The sequence below is a fragment of the Kouleothrix sp. 19917 genome (assembly GCF_057073505.1).
Map to the genome: position 1 here is coordinate 7,571,733 of NZ_CP097099.1, position 23,651 is coordinate 7,595,383.

18 protein-coding genes are annotated in these 23,651 nt (G+C 61.3%); 8 read left to right on the forward strand and 10 right to left on the reverse strand.

Features of this window, described 5'->3' with window-relative positions:
- Nucleotides 1-103: 103 nt before the first annotated feature.
- Nucleotides 104-6,262: a helix-turn-helix domain-containing protein gene (locus M1P90_RS30465; protein WP_483699502.1), complete on the reverse strand. Its 6,159-nt coding sequence runs from the start codon at nucleotides 6,260-6,262 to the stop codon at nucleotides 104-106.
- A gap of 205 nt (nucleotides 6,263-6,467) precedes the next feature.
- Between M1P90_RS30465 and M1P90_RS30470 the strand changes: the two genes are divergently transcribed.
- The 3 genes from M1P90_RS30470 to M1P90_RS30480 all read left to right on the forward strand — a co-directional run bounded on the left by M1P90_RS30470 (nucleotide 6,468) and on the right by M1P90_RS30480 (nucleotide 9,562).
- Nucleotides 6,468-7,334, forward strand: coding sequence for an alpha/beta hydrolase (locus M1P90_RS30470; protein ID WP_483699503.1), 867 nt, complete (start codon nucleotides 6,468-6,470; stop codon nucleotides 7,332-7,334).
- Between the two features lie 104 nt (nucleotides 7,335-7,438).
- The gene (locus tag M1P90_RS30475) at nucleotides 7,439-8,671 is read left to right on the forward strand and encodes an MFS transporter (RefSeq protein WP_483699504.1); all 1,233 of its coding nucleotides are present in this window, start codon (nucleotides 7,439-7,441) and stop codon (nucleotides 8,669-8,671) included.
- A 12-nt stretch (nucleotides 8,672-8,683) separates the two neighbouring features.
- Nucleotides 8,684-9,562: a lysophospholipase gene (locus M1P90_RS30480; RefSeq protein ID WP_483699505.1), complete on the forward strand. Its 879-nt coding sequence runs from the start codon at nucleotides 8,684-8,686 to the stop codon at nucleotides 9,560-9,562.
- 146 nt (nucleotides 9,563-9,708) lie between these two features.
- Here the strand turns inward: M1P90_RS30480 and M1P90_RS30485 are convergent, their stop codons facing one another.
- Entirely contained in the window at nucleotides 9,709-10,407 is a 699-nt protein-coding gene (locus tag M1P90_RS30485; protein WP_483699506.1) for a lamin tail domain-containing protein, read from the reverse strand.
- A 766-nt stretch (nucleotides 10,408-11,173) separates the two neighbouring features.
- Here M1P90_RS30485 and M1P90_RS30490 point away from each other — a divergent pair.
- The 5 genes from M1P90_RS30490 to M1P90_RS30510 all read left to right on the forward strand — a co-directional run bounded on the left by M1P90_RS30490 (nucleotide 11,174) and on the right by M1P90_RS30510 (nucleotide 16,147).
- Nucleotides 11,174-12,967 carry a hypothetical protein gene (locus tag M1P90_RS30490; protein WP_483699507.1) on the forward strand — a complete coding sequence of 598 codons (1,794 nt, stop codon included), beginning with the start codon at nucleotides 11,174-11,176 and terminating at the stop codon, nucleotides 12,965-12,967.
- Entirely contained in the window at nucleotides 12,945-13,748 is an 804-nt protein-coding gene (locus M1P90_RS30495; RefSeq protein WP_483699508.1) for an ATP-binding protein, read from the forward strand. The genes M1P90_RS30490 and M1P90_RS30495 overlap by 23 nt, the downstream gene beginning before the upstream one ends.
- Nucleotides 13,749-13,773: 25 nt before the next feature.
- Nucleotides 13,774-14,070 (forward strand): helix-turn-helix domain-containing protein, encoded by a 297-nt coding sequence (locus tag M1P90_RS30500; RefSeq protein WP_483699509.1) that lies wholly within the window; start codon nucleotides 13,774-13,776, stop codon nucleotides 14,068-14,070.
- 122 nt (nucleotides 14,071-14,192) lie between these two features.
- Nucleotides 14,193-14,993, forward strand: coding sequence for a ParA family protein (locus M1P90_RS30505; protein WP_483699510.1), 801 nt, complete (start codon nucleotides 14,193-14,195; stop codon nucleotides 14,991-14,993).
- On the forward strand, nucleotides 14,990-16,147 hold the full coding sequence (locus tag M1P90_RS30510; protein WP_483699511.1) for a ParB/RepB/Spo0J family partition protein: 1,158 nt from the start codon (nucleotides 14,990-14,992) through the stop codon (nucleotides 16,145-16,147). The genes M1P90_RS30505 and M1P90_RS30510 overlap by 4 nt, the downstream gene beginning before the upstream one ends.
- A 102-nt stretch (nucleotides 16,148-16,249) precedes the next feature.
- Here M1P90_RS30510 and M1P90_RS30515 read toward each other — a convergent pair whose 3' ends face one another.
- The 8 genes from M1P90_RS30515 to M1P90_RS30550 form a co-directional block, all read right to left on the reverse strand.
- Complete coding sequence (locus tag M1P90_RS30515; protein WP_483699512.1) at nucleotides 16,250-16,972, reverse strand: TatD family hydrolase; 723 nt, start codon at nucleotides 16,970-16,972, stop codon at nucleotides 16,250-16,252.
- Entirely contained in the window at nucleotides 16,972-18,339 is a 1,368-nt protein-coding gene (gene qatC, locus M1P90_RS30520) for a Qat anti-phage system QueC-like protein QatC (protein WP_483699513.1), read from the reverse strand. The genes M1P90_RS30515 and qatC overlap by 1 nt, the downstream gene beginning before the upstream one ends.
- On the reverse strand, nucleotides 18,336-18,716 hold the full coding sequence (locus M1P90_RS30525) for a hypothetical protein (RefSeq protein ID WP_483699514.1): 381 nt from the start codon (nucleotides 18,714-18,716) through the stop codon (nucleotides 18,336-18,338). Before M1P90_RS30525 ends, qatC begins: the two co-directional genes overlap by 4 nt.
- Before the next feature lie 41 nt (nucleotides 18,717-18,757).
- Nucleotides 18,758-18,979, reverse strand: coding sequence for a hypothetical protein (locus M1P90_RS30530; RefSeq protein WP_483699515.1), 222 nt, complete (start codon nucleotides 18,977-18,979; stop codon nucleotides 18,758-18,760).
- Nucleotides 18,980-19,150: 171 nt separating this feature from the next.
- Nucleotides 19,151-21,127: a KAP family P-loop NTPase fold protein gene (locus M1P90_RS30535; protein ID WP_483699516.1), complete on the reverse strand. Its 1,977-nt coding sequence runs from the start codon at nucleotides 21,125-21,127 to the stop codon at nucleotides 19,151-19,153.
- Nucleotides 21,128-21,294: 167 nt separating this feature from the next.
- On the reverse strand, nucleotides 21,295-21,615 hold the full coding sequence (locus M1P90_RS30540; protein WP_483699517.1) for a hypothetical protein: 321 nt from the start codon (nucleotides 21,613-21,615) through the stop codon (nucleotides 21,295-21,297).
- Nucleotides 21,616-21,768: 153 nt separating this feature from the next.
- The gene (locus M1P90_RS30545; protein ID WP_483699518.1) at nucleotides 21,769-22,383 is read right to left on the reverse strand and encodes a DUF4351 domain-containing protein; all 615 of its coding nucleotides are present in this window, start codon (nucleotides 22,381-22,383) and stop codon (nucleotides 21,769-21,771) included.
- 166 nt (nucleotides 22,384-22,549) lie between these two features.
- The gene (locus M1P90_RS30550) at nucleotides 22,550-23,515 is read right to left on the reverse strand and encodes a Fic family protein (RefSeq protein WP_483699519.1); all 966 of its coding nucleotides are present in this window, start codon (nucleotides 23,513-23,515) and stop codon (nucleotides 22,550-22,552) included.
- Between the last annotated feature and the right edge of the window lie 136 nt (nucleotides 23,516-23,651).

Consider the following 23,651-nt stretch of genomic DNA (forward strand, 5'->3'; position numbering starts at 1 on the left):
CCGGTTCGTGGAACGCTTGCCGCCGCTGAAGAATGAGCGTTTGCGACGCTTATAATTTCCGCGATGAGGATCACATCGGAGCTGCTATTTTGTTTCGTTTTGTTCAATTTTCCAGTGCGGCGAATGCTGCCGCGCCGGGTATTCTGTACAGAATCTGTTCCAGCGGCACAGACTGCGCCTCTGCCCATATACGGGTGAAGGCCGTGTCGCGAAGCGCCGAGCGGGCAGCAGCCAGCGTTTGCGCTACAGCAGCCTGGTCGGCGGGCCACACGGGCGTGCCCATGCGTGCGCGCTCTGCTGCCGCCACAGCCAGCAGGCGAGTGGCCAGCTCCGCATGGCTGTGGGCAAGCAATACGCTCGCAAGTTCCTCCAGCGCCGGCGCCACCATCACACGCGGCCCCATTGCCCAGGCATGCTGCAGGGCTTCAACCAGCGCCGCGTAGGCTGCCGCCTGTTCCCCGCGCGCCAGCGCAACCTTCCCGAATGTGATGAGCACCTCGGCCAGGCTGCCTTCGGCCCTGAGGCGGCGAAACAGCGCGATGCTTTCGCGTATCAGCGCATATGCCTGCGGCAGGTCGCCCGCGTAGTGCATTCCAAGCGCGCAGGTATGCAGCGCAAAGCCAATTGCCCACTCGATGCTGAGCTCGCGCAACATTGCCAGGCTTGGCTCGGCATACATGCGAACCCCAGCCGCATCGCCCTGATCACGCGCTACATCAGCAAGCCCAAGCAGCGCAAAAGCCTCGCCTGCGCGATCACCGATTGCACGATGCAGCGCCAGCCCTTCGGCAAATAACGCGGCGGCGCGGCTGAAATCGCCTTGCTCGCGCAGCAGCAAACCAAGCTCGCGCAGCACCAGGCCAAACTCTTCTACAGAAAGCTCTGGCGCAGCAGGGCCTGGCCCCGCGCGACCACCGAGCGCCCGATGCCGGGCCAGCGCATCTTCCAGCAGCGCAGTCGCGTGCTGATAGTGCCCGGCGACGCGCGCCTGCCGCGCCGCGTTGATCAGCAACTCCGTCTCGCCCGCAGCTTCCCCTAATGCGCTGCGCAAGGCCCTGCCCTGCTCGAACAGCCGCGCAGCCGTTTCAAAATCGTGCTGGTCGGAGGCAAGCCATGCTGCGGCCTGTAGCGCACGGTGCCGGGCAGCCAGGGCGCTTGCCTCGCCCGGGTGTTCATCCAGTGCCAGCAGCTGTGCCAGCCATGCGCGCCCCTCGCTGGTATAGCTATAGCTGCGCCAGAACTTCCCCAGCGCCTCCGCAAGCCGAAGACCGAGTGCGCTGTTGTTCGTGTCTGCTGCCCACTGAAGCGCGGCGCGCATGTTGTCATACTCGCGCCGCAGGGTCGCGATTGCCGCCTCGCTTCCGGGTGTGTTCCATTCGGCTGCCGCTGCTTCGGCCAGGGTGGAAAAGTAGCGCGCGTGCTCTTGGCCGAGCACCACAGCATCGGAGCGCATCGCGAGCCGCTCCAGCGCATACTCGCGGATCGGTTCGAGCATAAGGTAGCGCGGCGCTTCCTGGTCGTTCGGCCTGCCGCCAATGGCGTGTGGGCGCGTTTCCGCATTGGCCTGATACACCAGCGATTTGTCGCTCAAGGCTGCCAGCGCCGCGCGCGAAGCCCCAACCACCTGCCGCGCCGCCTCGGCCGTCCAGCCGCCGCGGAACACGGCCAGCCCGCTCAGCAGCGCGCGCTCACCTTCGCTCAGCAGCTGCCACGAGTGATCGAATACCGCGCGCAGGCTGCGATGCCGCGCTGGCAGATCGCGCAGCGTGGTGGCAAGAACGTCGAGGTTCTCACGAATCTGCCTCTCGATCTCCGCCAGCGACAGTGTGCGCAAACTCGCGGCAGCCAGCTCGATCGCCAGCGGCATCCCCGCGATATGCTGGCAGATCCGCACAATACTTGCCAGGGCCGCTTCAGACACGGCAAAATTGGCCTGCGACTGCACGGCGCGCTGCACAAACAGCTGCACAGCACTATAGTCGGTTGGGGGTGCCAGGCGCTGCGGCGCGGCCGGCGCTTGTGCGTCGGCTGGCGGGTAGGCCAGCCCTGTGACATCGACCAGCCATTCGGCCTGAAGATTCAAGCGCTCGCGTGATGTGATCACGAGAGTGATCTGCGGGGCCTGCGCAAGAATATCGAATACGAGATCAGCGCCATCCAGCAGGTGCTCGAAGTTGTCGAGCACAAGCAGCATATGCCGCTCGCGCAGATAGTTGAGCAGGTGCGCCGCAGGATCGGGCTGCCCGGCGAACGAAAGCGCCACAGTTTCGCCAATCGCAAAGACGATCTGGTCGGGCGAATTGATCGGGGCCAGCGCGACAAACGCAATGCCATCGGCAAACGCGCCAGCCTGCCTCGCCGCAACTGCCAGCGCCAGGCGCGTTTTGCCAATCCCGCCTGGGCCGATCAGGGTCAGCAGGCGGCAAGCTGGATCGGCCAGCAATCGGTCGATTGCTTCCAGTTCATCTTTCCGCCCAACAAAGCTGGTTGGCTGGAATGGCAGGCTGCTGACGCGCTCGTGCCTGCCAGAAGCTCGCCGCTGATCATTCGGTGTGTCGGCGGTGATGGTGAATGTTGGTGCGCTGTTGGTGGCGGCAAAAACCTGCTCGGCCAGCTCCTCCTGCGCGCCGAGGGCAATCAGCGATGCGCGCTGTGCCTCGCTGATGCCAGTCGCGCCAGTGATATCCATGCGCTCGTAGGGCCGATCGCGCCGAATGGTCTGGCGAAGCTCGCCGCTGTGCAGGTCCCAGATCCTGATTGCGCCGCCATCGCCACAGCTCGCCAGCTTCTTTCCATCCGGGCTGCGCCTGAGCGATTGCACCCGTCCCTGGTGCGCTTCATGCACCCGCACGCACTCGCCCGTGGCCACATCCCACCAGCGCAGCACGCCGTCGGCCCCGCCGCTGATCAGCATCTCCGCATTCGCGCCCCAGGCCACGGCATACACAATCCCAGGGTGCGCCGTGATCGTGCCCACACACTCCCCGCGCCGCACATCCCACACCAGCAGCTCGCCACCCGCGCTGGTTCCGCCGCCCGACGCCAGCCGCGCCCCGTCGGGGCTCCACGCCAGCCGGGTGACCATGCTGCGATGCCCCGCCAGCCGCTGAACGGACGCGCCGTCGATAGCGTCCCAAACATACACCGTGCCGTCATCGCCCCCGCCCGCGAGCTGCGCGCCATCGGGGCTCCACGCCACGTGCCGGATCCATGTTGCGAACTCGCGCGTGGCCCAGGGCTGGGTGCGCGAGCGCACATCCCACACGAATGCGCCGTGCTGGTTGCTTCCGGCAGCCAGCCGCTGCCCGTCGGGGCTCCACGCCAAACCGTAGAAATAGTTGCCGGGATCGTCGGGATGCTGCACCACGTCCAGGCTGGCTCCTGAATTTGGGTTCCACAACCGAATAGCATTGTCCCACTCGCTGCTGGCCAGCCGCTGCCCGTCGGGGCTCCATCCCACGCCGATCACCAGCCCGCCATGCCCAGGCAGCGTGCGCGGCGGCGTGGAGCTGGCAAGTGAGAAGACGGTTACCAGCGCGTCGGTGCCGCCGCTAAACAGCTGGCTGCCATCAGGGCTCCAGTCGATATCGTCGAGCGCGGCGGCGTAGCCATGCAGCACGCGGGTACACTCACCGCTTTCGCTGTTCCACACCCGCAGCACGCCGTCCCCGCCACCGCTCAGCAGGCTGCCGCTGTCGGGCGTGAAGGCCAGCCCTTTTGCGCCAGCAGTATGCCCGCGCAGCACCGCGCGATAGCTGCGGCTTGCCGCATCCCACAGCCGAATCGTCTGGTCGCGGCTGCTGCTTGCGAGCGTGCGCCCATCGGGGCTCCACACGACGCGACTCACCTGATCGGCGTGGCCATTCAGCGTTTCGATCGCCTGAATGCTGGCCGCGTCAGCGCCGGGCGCAGCAGCGATGTGCCAGAGCTTGACGGTGCCATCCCAGCTTGCACTCGCCAGGGTGGTAGTATCGGGCGCAAAGGCCAGCTCATCAATCCAGCCGGAATGGCCCGCGAGCACATGCACACAGGCCGCAGGCGCACCCTTCTGCACCTTCCACAGCCGGATCTGGCCATACACATCACCGCTGGCGAGCAGGCTTCCATCGTGGCTCCACGCGATTGCTGGCACCGGGCCAGGATGCGCGAGTGTCTCGAGCTGCGCCCCAGTCTGCGCGTCCCACAGCCGCACAGTGCCATCGTTCATGCTGCTGGCAAGCACGCTGCCGTCGGGCGAAAATGCCACGCGGTTGACATGGCCGGCGTGCCGGTTCCACCAGCGCAGCGCGCCGCTTGCCACATCCCAGAGCTTAACCGCCCCATCCCAGCTGCCCGTCGCCAGCGCGTGCCCATCCGGGCTGAACGCGAGCGCCCAGACCATGTCGGTGTGTGCCCGCCACGAGTGGTGCAGGGTTAATCCAGCCGCCCACACCAGCACCTCGCCGCGCGTGCTGGCCGCGGCCCAGTATTCGCCACTGCTGCTAATTGCAACTGCGGTTACTGCATCAAAGGTCTCGGTAAAGATCGTTTCCTGAAGCGCCGCGCCAGCCAGACTGGTATCCTGCATATCGACGCCTTGCAGCACGGCCTGCCGAATCGCCAGGCGCGCAAGGTCGAGGTTGCGCAGGTGCCCGCGCAGCAGCCGCAGCAGGTTGATCACATTCCCCGGCCCATAACCCTGCGCGCTCTCTGGCTGGGTGCGCCAGAATGCCAGCAGGCTCAGCAGCTGGCGCTCGGCCACGCTGCGGCTGCCCAGCCGCTCCAGCAGCGGGGTGGCGAGCAGCTGTTCCTGGCTGCGGCGCACATACTCCTTGGCCATCGCCAGCACGAGTGCATGGCTGGAAAGGAGCCGGGGGCGGCCATCGGCCACTTCGTGGGCAAGCGCCTCGATCAGGGAATCGGTCACATATTCAAGAATGACCGGCTGCAAGGTGAATGTGGTGTTGCTCGGGCCGCGCTCGATCAGCATGCGGTGGCGCAGCGACTCAAGCGCGGCCAGCAGTTCGCGCTGTGGCACATCGCCAAGATCGCGCAGCAGGGCGCTTGGTGGCACAGCTTCGCGCTCAATGGCGAGCCAGTACAGAATCGCCTGCTCCAGCGGCGTCGAGCGCGCCAGCTGCGTGTAGAGCAGCGCGCCAACGCCATTGAAGAAGGCATTGCCAGCCGCCAGAAACGCCCCAACATCGCCGCCAAACAGCTCGCGGATCGGCTCGCTCACCAGCGCGAGCGCCAGCGGGTTGCCGCTGTACAGGCGTGCCAGCGCCCCGAGCTCACTTCTCGCGCCGGCAATATCCTGCGCCTCAAGAATGCTCTGGCAGGCTCCATCGTCCAAACCAGCCAGCGAAACGGTTCGCACCGGCCCGGCGCGACCTTCCAGCGCCAGCTCGGCCGGCTTCTCGCGGCTGGTCACAATCACGCAGCTTTGGTGCTTTCGTTCGCTCAGGGCGCGCAGCAGGCTGCCATACTCAGCATAGCCGCTTCGGTAGGTGCCGGTGATCGTGCCCGGCTGCATGATTGTCTCGAAATTGTCGAGTATCAGCAGGCAGCGCCGTTCGCGAAACAGCTGCACCAGCAGCGCAATTTTGTCGGGGAGCTTTTCCGGTGGGGTTGCCTGCTGGCCGGAAACCGCGTGGATCGTCTGGTCGAGGAGGTCGGCCAGCGCAGGCCCATTTTGCAGCGAGCGAAACAGCACACACGCAAAGTGTGGTGCCGCTTCACGGGCAAATGTCAGCGCCAGGCTGGTTTTGCCGATCCCACCTAAACCCAGCAGCGCCACCACCCGGCAGCGATCCGCAAGCGCGAGCTGCCCGAGCTGCGCCAGCTCTGCGGCGCGCCCCTGCAACGCCGGGATGTCGGCCGCTTCGCCCCAGTCGATGATCGGGGATAGGGGAGGGGGAACAGGGGATGGGGTTGGGCTGCGCTCTCCGCGCGGCTGCGCCAGCAGTTGTATGAGCTGTTGCGCGTTGAACTGCCCCAGGCGTTTGGAGGCCGCCTGGCTCACCGCCGCCCAGAGCGCCTCGGCCTCGGCAAGCTCGTGGCCCTCGGTAAATGCGCTGCGATTCGCAAAGACTTCGAGTAAGTGGTGAAGATGGGTTCCGTTCGGAAGACCTTCGCCACCTTCCCACTTCAGAATGCTGCGCCGGCTGACGCCAATCAGCTGGCCGAGCTCGGTCTGCGTGAGCCCGGTGCGGTTGCGGAACGCGAGCAGTTGCTGGCCAATGGCATGCGTTCTTGCTTTGTAGTGATGCCTCGCCCTTCCCAACGTTCCCTCGTCGTTCGCACATGGAAGCGTGCACGCTCGTGCCTGGGCAAATGTGAACCCATGGGAACGCATTTGCGAACGTTAGTCGACTGATAAAAAGCGCCGGTTCATATATCTTACTGGCGGGGATATATGAAAAGCGCAACGCCAATACATGCGATGTGTGGGCGGAAACCATTATAGCACGCGTGAAGGAGGGAAAACGATGGCAAACAAAACGGAGAGGGCGCAGGCAGCACTCACGGCAAGTCTCTCGCGCCGCCGCATGCTCACAGGTTCGGGCGCGGCGCTGGCGGCGCTGGGCCTTGGCATCGGATCTGGCCGCGCGGCACAGGCAGAAGCAGCCGAGCAGCATGGGAACGAGCGCCGGCCACTCAGCACGCCGAATGTTGTGCTGGTGCACGGCGCATGGGCCGATGGCTCGTGCTGGAGCGCGGTGATCGAGCGATTGCAGGATGCTGGCTTTAACGTCACCGCGCCACAGTTCCCGCTCACCACCCTCGACGCAAATCTGGCCCGCCTGCGCCAGGTGCTGGCGTCCCAATCCGGCCCGACCATCCTGGTTGGCCATTCCTACGGCGGCCAGATCATCACCGCGCTCGGCACCGACGCGCCCAACGTCGCCGGGCTGGTGTACATCGCGGCGTTTGGGCTCGACACAGGCGAATCGATTGGGGCGCTGCTGGGGCAAGGCCCGCCAACGCCGGCGCTGGCGCACCTGCGCGTCGACGCGCAAGGCTTCGCCTGGCTGCCGCAAACCGATTTCGTGAAGTACTTCGCGGCAGATGTCGAGCGCGATCGGGCGAACGTGATGTACGCAGTGCAGCAACCATTATCGCTGGCGGCACTGGGCGAAACAATTGGCACACCAGCCTGGAAAACCCTGCCGTCGTGGTACCTCGTCGCCACAAACGACCAGGCGATTCCGCCCGACGCGGAGCGCTTCTTTGCCCAGCGCATGGGCGCAACAACGGTGGAAGTGGCATCCAGCCATGTCGCCATGGTTTCCCACGCCAATGCCGTTGCCAGGCTGATCACGAGCGCCGCGCGAACGCTCAGCGCTGGCCACTAATAGAGAAATCGTCCACAGATTACACAGATATGAAGTATCTCATCTGCGTAATCTGTGGATAGCTCTTAGGCCTTTGGAATGGCCCTGGTAAAAAGGAGTGTTCTATGGACAACGCCACCAGACCGGTCAAATCTTCCCTGCCGCAACCGCTCACGCAAGAGCACCGAGGCGCGGGCACACGCACCCATCCCGGCGTGCTGTCGCTGGCGGTCAGCGCCTTTGCGATTGGTGTCGCAGAATTTCTGGTGGTCGGCGTGCTCCCGGCCATCGCCCGCGACTTATCGGTCTCGCTGGAAACGGCTGGCGCGCTGGTGAGCCTGTACGCCCTGGCGCTCGCGCTTGGCACGCCCTTTCTGGTCGCTGGCCTGTCGCGCCTGCCGCACAAAGCCGTGCTGCTGGGCCTGATGATCCTGTTTCTCGCTGGCAACCTGCTGGCCGCGTTTTCATCCAATTATGCTATGCTCCTGTTTGGGCGCATCGTCACAGCCGTTGCGCACGGCGCATTCTTCGCGATTGGCGCCACCGTGGCGAGCAGCCTTGCGCCCAAAGGGCAGGCCGGGCGCGCAATCGCCGTGATGCTCGCCGGGCTAACCCTGGCAATGGTGATTGGCGTGCCGCTGGGCAGCCTGCTGGGCAATCAGCAGGGTTGGCGCTTGCCATTCTTCGCCGTGGCCGCGCTGGCGCTGTGTGGCCTGCTTGCCATGCTGCGCTGGCTCCCCGCCGACCTGCCAGCAAGCGCTGGCGGCAAGATCGGCACGCAGCTCGCCGCGCTCGCCAACCCGGCCATTCTCACTATGATGGCGCTGACCACGCTTGGCTTCGGCGGCAGCTTTGCCGCGTTCACCTTTATCACGCCAATTCTCACCGATGTGGCTGGTTTTTCCGCAGCCACAGCCAGTATTCTCCTGATCGTCTTTGGCGTCGCCACCTTTGCGGGTAATCTGGCAGGTGGCCGCTTGATCGGCCGCTTCGGCTGGCAGCGCACGCTGCGGCTGCTGCTGGTGCTGCTGGCGCTGACGCAGGTGGTGCTGGCGCTGACGCTTTCGCTCCAGTGGGCGATGGTGGCGGTTCTGTTCATCTGGGGCGTGTGCTCGTTTGGCATGTCGCCCGCGTTTCAGGCCGGCATGCTGGCAACCGCCGAGCGCTACACCCCTGGAGCTGTGGATTTTGCGTCGGGTCTCAACATCTCGGCATTCAACATTGGGATCTCGCTTGGCGCATTCGCGGGCGGCGTGCTCGTGTCGCGCGGGCTGATGGCGTCAACGCCGTGGGTCGGCGTGATTGCGAGTGTGCTGGCGTTCGTGCCGCTCGCGTGGTTAAGTCGTAAGGTTGTATAAGGAGAGAAAACCATGAACGAAGCATCTTTCGAAGGCGTCGGTGGCCTGAATATCTTCACGCGCTCGTGGCACCCTGGCGCGGAGCAGGCGCGAGCCGTGGTTGTAATCGTGCCGGGCTTCAATTCGCACAGCGGCTACTACGGGTGGGTTGCCGAGCAGTTGGTGCAGCACGGGCTTGCGGTCTATGCGCTGGATCTGCGCGGGCGCGGCAAGTCGGATGGCGAGCGTTTTTATGTCGACGCGTTCGCCGACTACGTGAGCGACGTCGCGACGTTCGTTGCAAGCGCGAAATCGCAGGAGCCGGAGCTGCCGGTGTTTCTGCTGGGCCATAGTGCCGGCGGTGTGGTTTCCTGCCTGTACACGCTCGACCACCAGGCCGAAATCACTGGCCTGATCTGCGAGAGTTTTGCGCACGAGCTGCCAGCGCCCGATTTCGCGCTGGCCGTGCTCAAAGGGCTGAGCCACGTCGCGCCGCACGCCCATGTCGTCAAATTGAATAACGAGGACTTTTCACGCGACCCCGAAGTGCTTGCAGCAATGAACAGCGACCCGCTGATCGCGCACGAGGTGCAGCCGACACGAACCATCGCAGAGCTGGCGCGCGCCGACGAGCGGCTGAAGCGCGAATTCGGCCAGATCACGCTGCCCGTTCTGATTCTGCATGGCTCCGCCGACAAGGCCGCCAAAGCCAGTGGCAGCCAGCACTTCTACGACATGGCTGGCTCGCAGGACAAGACGTTGAAGCTCTACGACGGCTATTTCCACGATTTGCTCAACGACGTCGGCAAGGAAAATGTGATGGCCGATATCCAGGCGTGGATCGACGAACACATTCCTGCGGCCACCGCTGTTTCATCACCTGGCAGCGAGCCCGTGTTGGCAGAAAGGTAGCTGCCTGGCCCTGTGCACAAGCAGCTTCGGGTGCGCCAGTCGCCCTGCCCGATCGTCAATCCATAAACAACCAGGCGATTTTGCTACGCCCCCGGATTATCTCCAGGGGCGTAGATATTTATGTGTCAATGCTCGTGAAGCGCCGCCTAATCGGGGTAATAGCTCACCAGCTGGCCATTCTGGTTATAAAGCGCGCCCGGGTCAGAAGACGAGTTATTCCAGATCGGCCCGCCAGTATTCGCAAATACCCTGGTCTGCCCTGGAGCAAGGCTGCCGCTAACCGGGTGCTGCTGCCCACCTGTGACACTGCACATCTTCCATCCCGAAAGACTCACGGTGGCAGTGCTCACATTCTGCAGCGTAACCGATTCTCCAGATGAACCAACTCCTTTATTGATATCGACAATCTGTACCGGGTAATCAGGTGCGGACGCCGCATTTGGCAACGTATCGCAGCTCACAAACGAAGGCGGCGGCAGTGTAGGTGTTGCAGTTGCGCTCGGCGTACGTGTTGGCGATGCCGTCGCCGTAGCCGATGGCGTGCGCGTTGCAGTCGCCGTTGCCGATGGCGTTGGGGTTTGCGTGGGTGTTGCTGTCGCAGTTGCGGTGGAAGTTGGAGTGAAGGTAGGGCCACTTGTAGCTGTCACCGTGGGAGTTAGGGTAGGCGTCGCTGTATTTTTCGCTGGTGGTGTGGGCGCCTGAGTTGGTTCGGGTGCACCGCTTGGCGGCTTAAGGGCGAGCGGAACAAACACACAGATCGTGGTGCTGCAATCAGGGGCGGCAGCAAGGGTTACTCCGAACGACATGAGCAGGGCAAGGCTCAGTGCTATAGAGAGGCGTCGCATTCTGTTCCCTTGAAACTACAATTGCGGATCTATGGGAAACATTTTCAGAACATAAAAGCGCCAAATGATTGCAGCATCACCCCCATTCAACTGAGGTGTAAAACACAAACGCGGCACCCTGCATAGTGCAGAATACCGCGTCTTCATTTGGTGGGCCGGGTGGGGATCCAACCGCCGTTCCGACACGCCGTATACCCTCTTACTACCGCGCCGCATAGCCACTTATCGCGGCACATGATCCCTCGCTTCGCTCGAATTGCCCCGACTAGCAATCGATATCATCAGACGGCAGCAGGCAGGCCCGGTTGCGGCATACACTTTTTCTTTCCGTTCGTGCACTACGCCACAGCGAGCCTCGGCTCGGTGTGGCGCTTGCCACATGCTGAAACGCCACTTCCGCGTCTCGGCGTATTGGCATGTTTGCTTAGAGAAAGGAGACACAGCTGATGGGCGAACTCCTCATCAAATAACCGTGGGATCCAACATCGAAGGCGTTGTCTGAAAAAGAAGAAGCCGCTCGCAAGAGCAAGCGGCGGGCTGGGGTGATATGGTTCACTAGTGCCTGGCAGCGTTAGTGTACCACACCACTCGGCCTGCGGCAATCCCCTGCGCGCAAGTCATGAGGATAACTTTCGTGGTACACGCACCATTTGCGCGACCAGGCGGTCGCGTTGTAGAACGATCATGTCAATCTGCTCCCCCACGTGCACAGTGTGGCGAAGAATCACAGCGCACTGACCGCTATGTGCTCGTTCCTGATGGACTCATGCTCGCCTTTGCTGATGATCCCCTCGCTGTCGGCGTATATATAGCGATTGCTCGACTCACCACAGTAGCGAAGGATGCCGTGCCACTCGCCGCACGCGATTTGGCCTCCTGGATGGGCAGTGATCGCGAGGCAGATCGCGCCGCGATCATGCGCCGGATTGTCAAACTTGAGGAACGTGGTTGGTTGATGGTTACGCGGACGCGGGCAAGCAAGCATCGCCTGCTCCCAACGTGGGGGCGCGATCGAGCGGGCAACGTATTGCCCTGGCATTTCGACCAGTCGGATAGTGGTCGCCCTGCTCATGTTCGTGGCCGACGCGTGCCGCTCGGCTTGCTCGACACATATGTTGGTCGTCTCGATCCGAAGCCTGGTCAGGGCCATGCCCTCGTGAGCCGGTACTTTACCCGGCCGCTGATTGATTTGACCGATATCGGTACCTACGTGATTGGTTTACGTGCCGAAGTCGTGCCGACGCCGCGACTGCTTCACCTCGGATTGCACGCAGTTGCAGGAGTAACAGCGCCGGCGGATGCTCCATCACTGATGGAGCTAGCTGCGGCAGGGCAGCTATCTACACTTGTTGGTGATGTGATCGTAGCAGTACACCTCAGTGTTCAGGGTCAGAACCGACTCGGCATCGCCTCAACCATCGCTGTCACGAACCAAGTAGGGCTGCCAGAACGCCAATGTGGATCACTTTGTCGATCAGATGCTGGATCAGAAGGTCGATCACATGATGATGGCAGAGCATTGACGGATATTGCGCAAGAGGACGCGCAAAACGGGAGTGGTGATCGTCACATATCACTGATCGCATGGGATGTTGGGAAAAATCATGAACGAATCAATCATGATCCCTCCTCCGACTCTCCCACCAGCCATGGCGCCGGGCAGGCTGATGTTCTCGGCTTATCTAGTGTCAGAAAGGACGCGCAGTGCGACTTCCCGGGATCGAACTACGATCAACAGCGTCGCTTCGGAGGTCAGGCCGAATATTCGCCTGCCGCACTCACAGCATCTGTGATACGCGGACATTCTCGGCTCAATCCTGACCGCCCGCTCTCTGCTGGGGAATGGCATGAGCTGCAGGCACTTCAGGAGGCCTATGGGGCCGAACAACTGCTGATCTGGCAATCGCGCGCAAGCCGGGTCAGGAGCGAACGACCCTACGGCGTCACTCCCGCCTACTACCACGCTTGTGCAGCGCGGGCTGCCTTGGACGCGTATTGGCCGAGAAAGAGTGCGCATTCGCACAATATACTCGCTGAGCCGATTGACCAAAGTATCGCGCCGTCATTGTCACCTGATCCAGCCTGTGATGCCTTACTCGCGTCAATAGGTGTGCGCGAACGGAGAAAGCTCGGTGCGGTGCCGTACACCCTGATTGCGTCCTGGCAGACCGCGCTGGCGCATCCCGGAATGGCGGCGCAGTTTACCTCGCCAATCGGATTTGCCGTGGCTCAAATGCAGCGCGGTCATCCACCGCCATCCACAGCCGAGCTTGATCGCTGGGCCGAGCGTGCACGACGCAAGGATGACCGCTATGAATCCTGGCGTTTTATCGAGCCAGTGCTCGCGTCTAGCGCATCTCCCGCCGACGAACAGGAGTTGGAGGCACGGGTGCGCGCGCTGGCGCCGCCCAATGCGGATCTGGAGGACTTGTGTGCGCTGGCCTACGCGCTTGAAGCCGGTGCCAGTGAGGCAGAAGCACTCGCCCAACTTCCTTGCACAGCGAGCGTCACTCATTCTGATCGTGATGCGCACTACGATGCTCGACACTGCTATGGATGAAAGCCTCAGCCGTATTGATCCCGCGCGCGATCTGCCGCGCTTCACGCATGATGGTGACGAGCATGCGTCAATCCATAACCAGCATCGTGGTCAGTCGCTCTGCGGCAGCTGTGGCGGTGCGGGCTGGGTGAAAGAGGCGGTGCCGTTCGGACATCCGCACTTTGGCGTGCTGTTTCCCTGTAGCTGTACGCAGCAGCGGCGGGCAGCGCACGAGGCTGCGGAGCGAGTACGTTTGAGCAATCTCGGCGGTCTGCACGACAAGACGTTTGCGACGTTCAACCCATTCATTGCCGGGCTGCGGGCCATGATTCCGGTGATCACAACGTATGCCCGGCAACCCGACGGCTGGTTGACGTTGCTCGGCCCGTATGGCGTTGGCAAGACCCACATGGCAGCGGCGATCGCGCATGAGGCACTTGGCCGAGGTGAGATGGTGCTGTTCGCGGTCGTGCCAGATCTGCTGGATCACCTGCGGGCGACGTTTGGACCGCAAAGCACGGTCGCGTACGATGAGCGCTTTGAGCTGGTACGCGGCGTGCCACTGCTGATCCTTGACGATCTGGGAACCGAGAGTGCCACGCCGTGGGTGCGTGAGAAGCTGTATCAGCTCATCAACCATCGCTATTCATATCGGCTGGCCACCGTCGTCACAAGCAATCTGAAGCCGGAGGCGATCGAGCCACGAATTTACTCGCGCCTGTGTGATCCGGTTGTCGGTACGTTGCTCACGCTGCGCGCGCCGGATTATCGGCGGCGCAACGTATTGCCCTCCGACGCCTAAGCTCATCTTCGTGTGGAGGCCACGCATGCTGCTGATTGACAACATCCTGTCCCAAACTGCCGAGGTCTTTGCCCGCACTCCTGCCGAGTTGATCGGGCGCTCGCGCAAACGCTCGATTGTCGAGGCACGCCAGGCTGCGATGTGGGCGGTGCGACAGCGCTACCCGTCACTCTCACTCGAAACCATCGGAACCGCGGTGGGTGGACGGCACTACAGTACCGTGATGCATGCACTGAGCGCGGTCGAGCAACGGGCGGCGCGGCGGACAGAGTATCGGGTGCAACTGCAGCATGTGATGGAACGCGTGGCATCTCCGTCGTAGAGAACCGCATATTAAGGGGGAGGGTTACCCATACCTGACGGCAGGCAAGAGCAAATTTACACGTAATAGTGTATAATAGAGCATGAAACATTGCTGCGAGCATCCTTGATAAGGAGAGTCATATGACCGCATCCACATTAAACAATCACGTCATCGCGGTGGCCAATCTCAAAGGCGGCGTTGGCAAGACCACAACCGTGCTGAATCTGGCGGGATTTGCAGGACAGTTCGGTAAACGGGTGCTGATCGTTGATACCGACCCGCAGGCCTCGCTGACGCGCGTCGCGCTGCCAGACGATGCGCCTGTGACCTCACTCACCGATGCCTTCGCGCGACGCGCCAGGACACTTGATGGTGTACGCTGCCCATCACGCTTCGCCGGCGTTGACCTTGTGCCATCCACGCTTGGCCTGGAAGCGGTGATCCAAACCGCGATTCCGTGGGAAGGTCGTGAGTATGTCCTGCTCGACATGCTGACGCCGCACCTTGCCGAATACGATCTGATTCTGATCGATTGTCGGCCCGGGATCGACCTTTCAGTCACGAATGCGCTCACCGGCGCCCGCTGGCTGCTGGTTCCCGTGGAGTGCAGTTTTATGGCGCTCGATGGGTATGAACATGTGCGCGCCCTCCAGCAGCGGCTTAATCAGCGCATCAACCCGGAATTGGGCGTGCTCGGGTTGCTGCCGACCCGCTATCGCAGCAATACGGCGCATGCACAGGCGGCCCTGGCGGAAATACAAGAGCAGGTTGCAGCGCTGCATGTACCCCTGCACTTCGCGCCAATTCGCTTGGCGGTTGCCGCCGCCGATGCTCCCGCACATGGCATGACGCTGGCCGATTTAGCACCGGCATCCAACATTGCGCAGGAGTATCGGCGCGCTGCGGAGCAGATTCTGAGTTTTCTGGTGGAGAAACCATGAGCAGCAAGCGTGGTGCATGGATCGGCCGGCGTGGCCAGGGAGATGCGGAGCTCGCGATCGATCAAGTGATCGGGCGACAGCCGCAAGCGGGCGAGCAGGTGCAGCAGCAGCCAGATGAGCAGATTGAGGATAGCCCGTATCAAGCCCGGCAACCGTTCAACGATATGAGTTTAGAGGATCTGGCACAGGGCATGCGTGAAGCGGGCTTCCAGGGTGTGCTAATCGTGCGCCTCCACGGCGATCTTGCGAAGCGACGCCGTGGACTGGTGCAACTGGTCTATGGACATCGCCGTCGCGCCGCATGGCGACTGATCTGTGCCGAGCGTGGCCAAGCGTGTCTGCTTCCCGTCGTTGTGCGTGATATCAGTGATGCCCAGATGTTGACGATTGGAGCACAGGAGAATTTGCAGCGCCAGGATCTTGATCCGGTGGAAGAAGCACAGATCATTGCTTGGCACGAGCAGGTCTTTTTCGAGAAAAATCAGGCGCAGCTTGGCGCAATGCTTGGGAAATCTTCGGATTGGGTCAGTGTACGCTCGCGCATCCATAAGCTACCAGAGCGGCTGAAAGATTGCTTGCGGCAGCGACCACGGGCGATTGCCCAGATGCTAGAGCTTGGGCCACTCTTTACGCAACAGCCGGAGGTGGCGTTGGCGCTGGCCGATCGAGTGGTTCAGGAGAATCTTACCCTTGCTCGGCTTCGGACGCTCGTGCGAGGTTATGAACGTCCTGAAGTTCGTGAGGCGGCTGGGATGGGATCGGCGGACCGTCGCGGCGCCGCGACAAAAGTGCAGGAATTCACAAACGATCTCGGGAACCGCTCGGAACGGTTAGCTCGTGATAAGAGCCGCGAGCGTCACGGCGCCGCGACAGATCGGCAGTATAATTCCGATGTCTCACCAATGCCGCTCCACGAACAAGGACACACCGATCCTTCTGATGCAGAGTCTGCTGGTGGGCAACTAGAGTCGCTTACTCACATCTCAGACGGCGCCCTGCTCCAGGAAGCGGCTAATACCTTGATGCTTCTGGCATCGCGTGCTGAGCAATTTCCTGCGAATGAATTAAATATGGCTATACTTGATCGACTGGAGGCGGCACTCGCTATCTTGCGACGTGCTGTTGCGGATCGTGCTAACAATTACGGCGAATAAGTAGGCATAATACTACGATTGCCGCTCTCTTTCCCAAGTTACGTGTCGTTCGCGATCTGAGAGACAGCTTGGTTGGATTGAAACGCTGGAAATCCGACAGCATTACACTGGGATAGCATCACGGAGATTCTGTCGCACCTGTTGGCGCACCTCCTCGACTGGTCGCTGCCACAGCTGCGCTAGATAATGTTCAACAAGTGTGACGTCCATCGGCAGCGCCGGCCGACGTTCGACCATAACGAACGGACCATCGGTCTCCGTCAGCACGCGGTCAGGCGGCAAACGCTCAATAATCGATTTGCCATTCCGACTACGGAGCATTGCTGGATTCACGGAACAAAAATGACTCTGTGCAAGCAACCGATCGACTTGCTTCAATGACCCGCTAAACCAATGGAACACAACAGGACGTACACCAGCGGCTTCCACGAGATCGAGAACCATCGCTTCAGCTCGCCGCGAGTGAATCGTGACGAATTTCGGTTGCTGCTTTACCAGTCCCAACACATACTGAAATGATTCAATCTGCACGTCGCGTGTTGCTATACCCTCGGCCGAGAAGTCTAGTCCGACCTCACCCACATAGCTCGTGCGCTTCAAGCACGTGGCAAATTGCGCGCGCTCGCGTGCATGCACTTCGGCCAGGAGCGGGTGCAGCCCGACCGCAAGTCGCAGCGAACGAAGGCGCTGTACATGGGGATAGGCAGCCTCAAACGCCGACGGTAGGTTCGTGACCGCAATGGTGAGGACGTGTGACCGTTCAACCAGGAGCGCAGTCTCATAGGGATCCGCATAGGTATCGATGTGGCAATGTGCATCTATCATCAGTCGCCCGATAACCCTGCGACCTGTGGCGGAGCCACCCGTTCGACAAACGCACGTAGCTCCTCTAGCCCGCGCCTCACTGTCTCCACATGGGCCTGGCGCGTGTCAAATGGGAGCGGGCCGCTGGCGACCACCAGATCGTCGACTGTCTCACGCTCCGGAATACGAGCGATACAGTCTAGCACCGCGCGCACGTCGGCGGCTACGTTCGACTCTAGGTCCAGTTCTCCCTGGCCGATGTCTATTCCATACACTTCCCCATGGTCAAGGCCAATATGATGGAGGGATGCGCGACGAATAATGCACGGCACGCAGTAGCCGCAATTGCGCACGTCTCGACGTCGCCAGATCGCCCGTCGCGATGGGTGTGCGCACGAGACAGTCTCAGGAGTGAGGCGCGCAAGCGCCGCTTGATCGGCGCAGGAAGCCAGCACCTCACCCTTCGTGCTGAGCTCGAACGGATTGACAACTGGGTTCTGGATTCCGACCAACGACGCGAGCGCGCGGAATGACTCCAGGAAAAACGGATGGGTAGTCCGTGTACTGCACGTGCCGCCGCGCGAAGGTGTCAGGGGGATGTTAATCGCGATGAACCCGTTCTCCGGTACCAGAAGCGGAACATGCTCGCCAAGCGCACGTGCCGCGAACAGCCCAAGCGCCAGAAACATGAACGAGCGGCTGCGTAGTGTGTGCTCACGGCCAAGTGATACAATTTGCTGTCCTGGGCGCGCGAGATCGCTAGGTAGTGGTCGTACGCGAACAGATAGCCGGTCGGTTCGTTGTACGTAGCCTTCCCTCTGGTCAAGCAGCTGATGTACACGCCGTTGATCGCCTGCAGGTCCGGTGGCGTCATGATGCCCAATAAGCAGAAGTCGATCATGCTGACGGGCCAGCTGATCGATCACTCCAATGAGCGAGTCGAGACCACCAGAAAACAGGCTGACTGCGCGCGGTGGCTCTCCCCGCCGCCGCTCGCGTGCACGATGGCGAGGTGTGTACAGCGCCTCTGCTCGTGGCGTAAAGCTGAAGCGCCACTCGTCACCTGTTAAAAACGTGAGACATGTTTCAAGCGCCTCCTTAGCGTGCTCCCAGATCGTGGTCTCAGCAACCGGAACAACAACATGAAAGTCGCGGGTCCAGAAGTCGTCCGCACGACGACGAGGAACGCTTTTATCCAACACGTACACGATGCTAGCGATCAGCACCAGATCGAGGGTGATTGGCTCACTCATGCCGAACATGTCATAGAGCTGGTCAAAGCTCACGTCAAGAACCGCCGATGCTGCGGCCTCTGGTATCCACAACGTGACGGTTGAAAAACCGCCAGTTAGCGTTATGCCGGCGTTGATGGTGACCTCGACATTCATGCGCCAACCTCGAAAATAGCAACCGTTTCAGTCAGGATCCGCTCCGCCAGCTGCCGCCCCTCGGCACCTCGCCAGTTGACGCTGCCAGGGTCGCGGCCGGCAATCTTCGCGCGAAGTGAGGAGAAGATCGTGCGCCGGATGCTGTCGATTGAACGCCGTGTCTGCTCGCGGCCGACCTTCTTGACGAGCTGCTCGTAGAAGTCGCGGCAGAACAGCTCGTAGAGATAGTGCCCGTAGAACTGGACAATCAGACCTGCAATCTGGATTTGCTCGAGTGTGCCCAGGAGCAGGCGCTCGACATCCTCGAAGGTTCTGGCCGATCCGAGTAGTTCCTGGCGTAGCTTGTTCAAGGCCACACGCGCAACGCTGGCATCCATGGTGCTCCCCGGACCGGCTAGGCGATCGACGAGCGCGGTTGTCACATCACTGGCTGGGCGACCGACCATGTCTCTGAGCCCAAGATCTTCAAGTGCTCCAGCCAGACCAACTTCAGCCACCCGAGCCGCAAATCCACCCAGGTTACCGCCGACACGCGCTGCGGCGCGCCCAAGGCCATGGGTGCCGGCTCCCCCAGCACCTGTACCGCCGCCGCCACCTGCACCGCCGCCGCCACCGCCACCACCCCCACGACTGCGGACACGCAGGTACGTGCCTAAAAGCTGTTGGGGGATGAGCTGGTTAGGAAGGGCCGGGCCATCCGGTTCGTCTGGCCCAGGCTCGCCACCCTCGCCACCGCCAAATTGATTCACCTGACGCTTGAGTGGTGGCCAGCCGCCGCCGGTTGGGGGACTGTAACTGCGCGATGTCCCCATCAGCCACGCCTCGATGCGACATTCTTTGCCGAATCGGTGACAACAGTTTGCGCCGCTTTACCCGCACGTGTCGATGTGCTGGACCAGCGCTTGAGTATCCGCCATACGCGCTCGCGGCTCTGTGGCTGCTCTGTCGTTAACCTGTGTAGCTCGAAGACCATATTTGGCTCGGCTGCGTTGGCAGAAAGCTCCTCCAAAGAATCCAGCAACCGTTCCAGGGCACCTGGCGTATTGGCCTCAATCAAGGCGACTAATGCCGTGAAGCTGCCAGATTCCTGGGGCTCACGCAGGAGCTGCTGGCCGAGCAACCGTAAGAGGATCGCGAGCTCCTCGGGCCCAAGGTCGCGCGCTTGTGGTGCCACCAGTCGAAGCTCGCCCTCATTCCCGGTCACAAGCTGGTCATACAGCGCGCGAACCAGCGGTGGCACCATAGTAAGCCCCGAGATCGTGGTCGTGAGTCGGTCGCGGGCGATCCAGAAATAGTCGCGCAGATCGGTGGTCGCAAGCTGTGGCTCTAGGCGAAGCCAATCCTGGACAGCTTTCTCCTGCCATGCCGGGTCGATTTCTCCCGAGATTGGCGGTGCGCCTGCACTGTTATGGTCTTTGCGACTAGATGTAGAACCAACGCCTTGCTCGAGCTGTTGCAGTTCAGCTGGTCGGCCCTCGCTGCGCGCCTGCCATTCGTAGAGCTGATCAAAGCGATGCGGCCGAATGTACTCAAGCAGCATGAGCTTGACTAGCACGATGTCGCGGATGTTCAGGCCTGCTGCCATAGCGAGTTGCTTGCGGAGCAACAGTGCGTTGAGGAAGCGCTTTACCTGCCGAGGATTGCCTTTGAGACCCTCGGTCAGGGCCGGCGCAATCGAGCTGACCCACTGCAGCGATTGCTCTAGGGGTTCCGGCAGCGTGCCACCCATCGCAGCACGCGCAGCGCCGGCCCCGTAGGTCAGATACATATTCTTCTTCCGTGCGGCCACACAATCAGTCTGGACGCGCACAAACTCCCCATCGCCAACCAAGTGGAGTTTGCAGAAAAGCAGGGTCATGTAGCTTTCAATCTCGCTTGGGGAGAGGCGCGGAAGGCGATAGGGCACCTGAATCAGCTTCTCTAGGTAATCGGTTGCCAGATCGTACGATTCTTCCCGCGCGGACTGCTCCGCTTCCATGCGAGATGTCGCATAACGCTTCATAATCGCGTAGCGCACGATGCGATGATCGGCGGCGATCACAAAGGCTGTTTTCGGAACCGCGAGAAATAGCTTGATCGCCTCCAAATTTTCAATCAGGCGCTCAGGACTACAGCGATCCAGGTCGTCAATCACCACAACTAGCGCCCGGAGTCCAGTTTCACCGAGCAAGCGCTCGAAGTCGTGCCGAAATGTACGAATGTCCAGTGGTCCAGGCGTCGACTGATCTTTGGCGATCAGCTGCTGCCAATCAATGGGCTCCTCTTCTTTAGAAGACGTGGACGGTGTGCTCGCGCCGGCCGCCGACGCGGTAGCTGCCGCCGCCATGCCGGGAATGAATGGAGCAAGCGTTGTGGCGAGATGCGCATCGATCATGCCTGCGCCGGCTGCCGCGCCCACGGCAATACTGGTACCGTACTTCAGTCCAAGTCCAAGCAGCCGCATGTAGTTGATTTTTTTGAGCAGTCGTATCACCCCGGAGCGTACTCTAGGGCCAAACCGCTTATGCTCGCCAAGCTGCACCAGGATTGAGCTGATTAAGGCTGCCTTGGCATCATCATAGCCTTCGAAGGTCCACCCATTGAAGTACAGGCAGGCGACGTCTGGGTAGGCGTCACTGTCAAGATCGTCCAACAACATGCGTATGATACTTGACTTCCCGCTGCCCCAATCACCGAAAAGGCCAACAGTGACCGGAAGCAGCGTATCGGTGGTTACGAGCTGCTTGACCACATCTTTGTGAACGGTGAAACCAAGAAGATCGTCGCTCGTTTCGTTATCAGCCCACATCTGGCCAATCTCCCTCCTGCTTGCGTGCTCTCGTCGTCGCTGTGATAGTTGCGGAGGGTATCATAGCAGAAACGTGCCGGCTGAACAATTGGTCGAGACCTAACGGCAGCATCAGTGTGTATTTGGATTGAGCAGCGGTAATTCGAAAGGGGATTCCCTGACATATCTTAGCTAACTTTGCGCTTCGCTGTAGAGTGGAGTTTTTCATTATACTCGACCTCGGTCATTATAAAGACATCTAACTGGGCATCGACAATCACCCAGCCGCGACGCTTGAGCAGGACAACTTCAATGACCCGCTGTGGGGGATCGTTTTCGCTGATGTCTGGCACCCCGTACTCATCGGCATAATCCAGACTGATCGTCAGTGCTCCATGGGGATCATGATCTATTCTCGGGGTTTTGAGGAGCGTTTCCTCGCAGCCGGTGCCAGGTGACGGGAGGAGAATTGGAATCAGATTCGGGTCACTCTTGTTTTTATTCTCCATTCAGTTTGTTGCTACGTCGACGATAGCATACCGAATGTGCCTTGTCTATGGCGCCATGTCGTCACATGTCGCGAATCTGCTCGCCAGTTTTTGCGAGGGTACGCACCATCCATGCCGACAGAATTCTTCATCTATCGTCGCGACACTTTCTCGCTATCGACTAGATTCAGACGACAAACTGATCGCTGCTTGTTCGTGTTGTCTCTGTTCGGGTGGTACACTCGGTTTAGCCTTATCTGGCCAGCGAGCACCGAACTCGATCAACTTTGTTGACACCAACGACCGCGCCCTGGTGTCCGTTTGGATACCAGGGCGCGGGAGCTGTGCCTCACAGGAACTAGAGTTCGGGTGGGGGCTATAGACGCTGCGAACCTCATCGAGTGACTCGGCCGTTTTGATTTTCGCCAAGATCGCCTCGATCTGCGCCAGGTCGCTGATCTGGCGCAGATCGGCAATCACCGGCGCGGCGACCGCTCCAAACTTGAGTTCGAGCGCGAGTGCCAGGCCGTCAATCAAACCCTCGGCGCGCCCATGTTCAACCTCAATCTCATTGAGATTGGTAAGGAGTGCATCGAGCGAAGGAACCACTAATGCGGCCTCGGCCAGGGCGTTAAGCTGACGAAGTGATAGCGGCTGCAGCCGGGCTGCGACGCTGTCGGCTGCCTCGGCGCCAAAGCGCACACGCAGCGTTCGGAGGATGCTCCGCGCCAGCTCCTGGTGCCGGCCCTGTTCGATGCCTATCTCTTCGAAGCTGGTGATGTATGACACGGCACATTCCTCCTCGATCCGTTTGATTGTATCACGCGCCTGCTGCACGAGCGGTGGGGCACGCCGTAATAGGCGATCTATCGGCGGCAGCAGTGCGCAACCATCGTCTGCTTGGTGACTGCGCTGCGGTACCCTTCAGTGTGCTTGCTATTTTGAAACTACCAAATCATCGTCGCCTGGATCGACCGCGCGGTCGACCTGTTGGAACTATTCCTGCGGCAACCTCGCTGCGGTAGCGCTCCACCGCTGCGCGGGTGCTGTACCAGCGCGGCCCGCGCTTGGTCGCCTCTAGGCGCCCCTTGCGAATGAGCAGCGCAAGGTAGTCGGTGGTATATCCGAACTCGCGCGCCAGCTCGGCCAGCGGCTGCTCTTCCGCGCCCTCGGGCTCTGGAGCGCGGTCGCAGGCGTCGAGATACAGGTCGAGCCCCTGCTCGACGGCACGACCGATCAGGTTCGCCAGTGGTCCGTAGCGGCCGCTATCCGCGACTGCGAGAGCCTCCAGGTAGGCCAGGCGCCACTCTTGGAGCAAGAGCGCCGGCGGGTAGCCTTCTTGCATCAGCATCAGATTGAGCAGCAGCCGGCCGGTTCGGCCATTCCCATCCCTGAACGGGTGAACGGCCTCGAAGCCTTGGTGCGCGATGGCGGCACGCAACACGGTTGGGTAAGCCTTACCCTCGTCACTCACCCAGGCGACCCACTCGCGCATCAGACCCGCCACGCGCGTGGCAGGCGGTGGCTGCACGCGCGCTCCGCGGATCGTCACTGGCCCGCGACGAAACTCCCCCGGCCGATCGATCAGCTTATCGACCACCATCCCGTTCAGGCTGAGGATGACGTCGATGCTGAGCGGTGTCCGCCGCTCGACCAAATCGGTCAGCTCGGCAAACGCCTGCGCGTGATTGGTCGCCTCCAGGTGCTCGCGCAGGCTGTGGCCGCCGACGGTCATACCATGCTCGATCACCAGCTGTGTCTCGCGCAGACTCAACGTATTGCCTTCGATCGCGTTCGAGTGGTAGGTGAGCAGTACGCGTAGCTGCTCGTTGATATAACGCATGGTCGTGGGCGGAAGCGGTCGATAGCGATCGAGCTCGGCCTTCTTCTCAGCCAGCCGCTGCGCCAGCCGCGGATCCATACGCGGCTCGTTCTCAATATGCACGCAATACTCCGTTCGAAACGATATCTGCTCTCGCTATTCTAGCATATGCCGATACTGTTTTTTACTTTTTAGATATGCTGACTGGAATGAGGCCTGATCACCAGCTCGCATG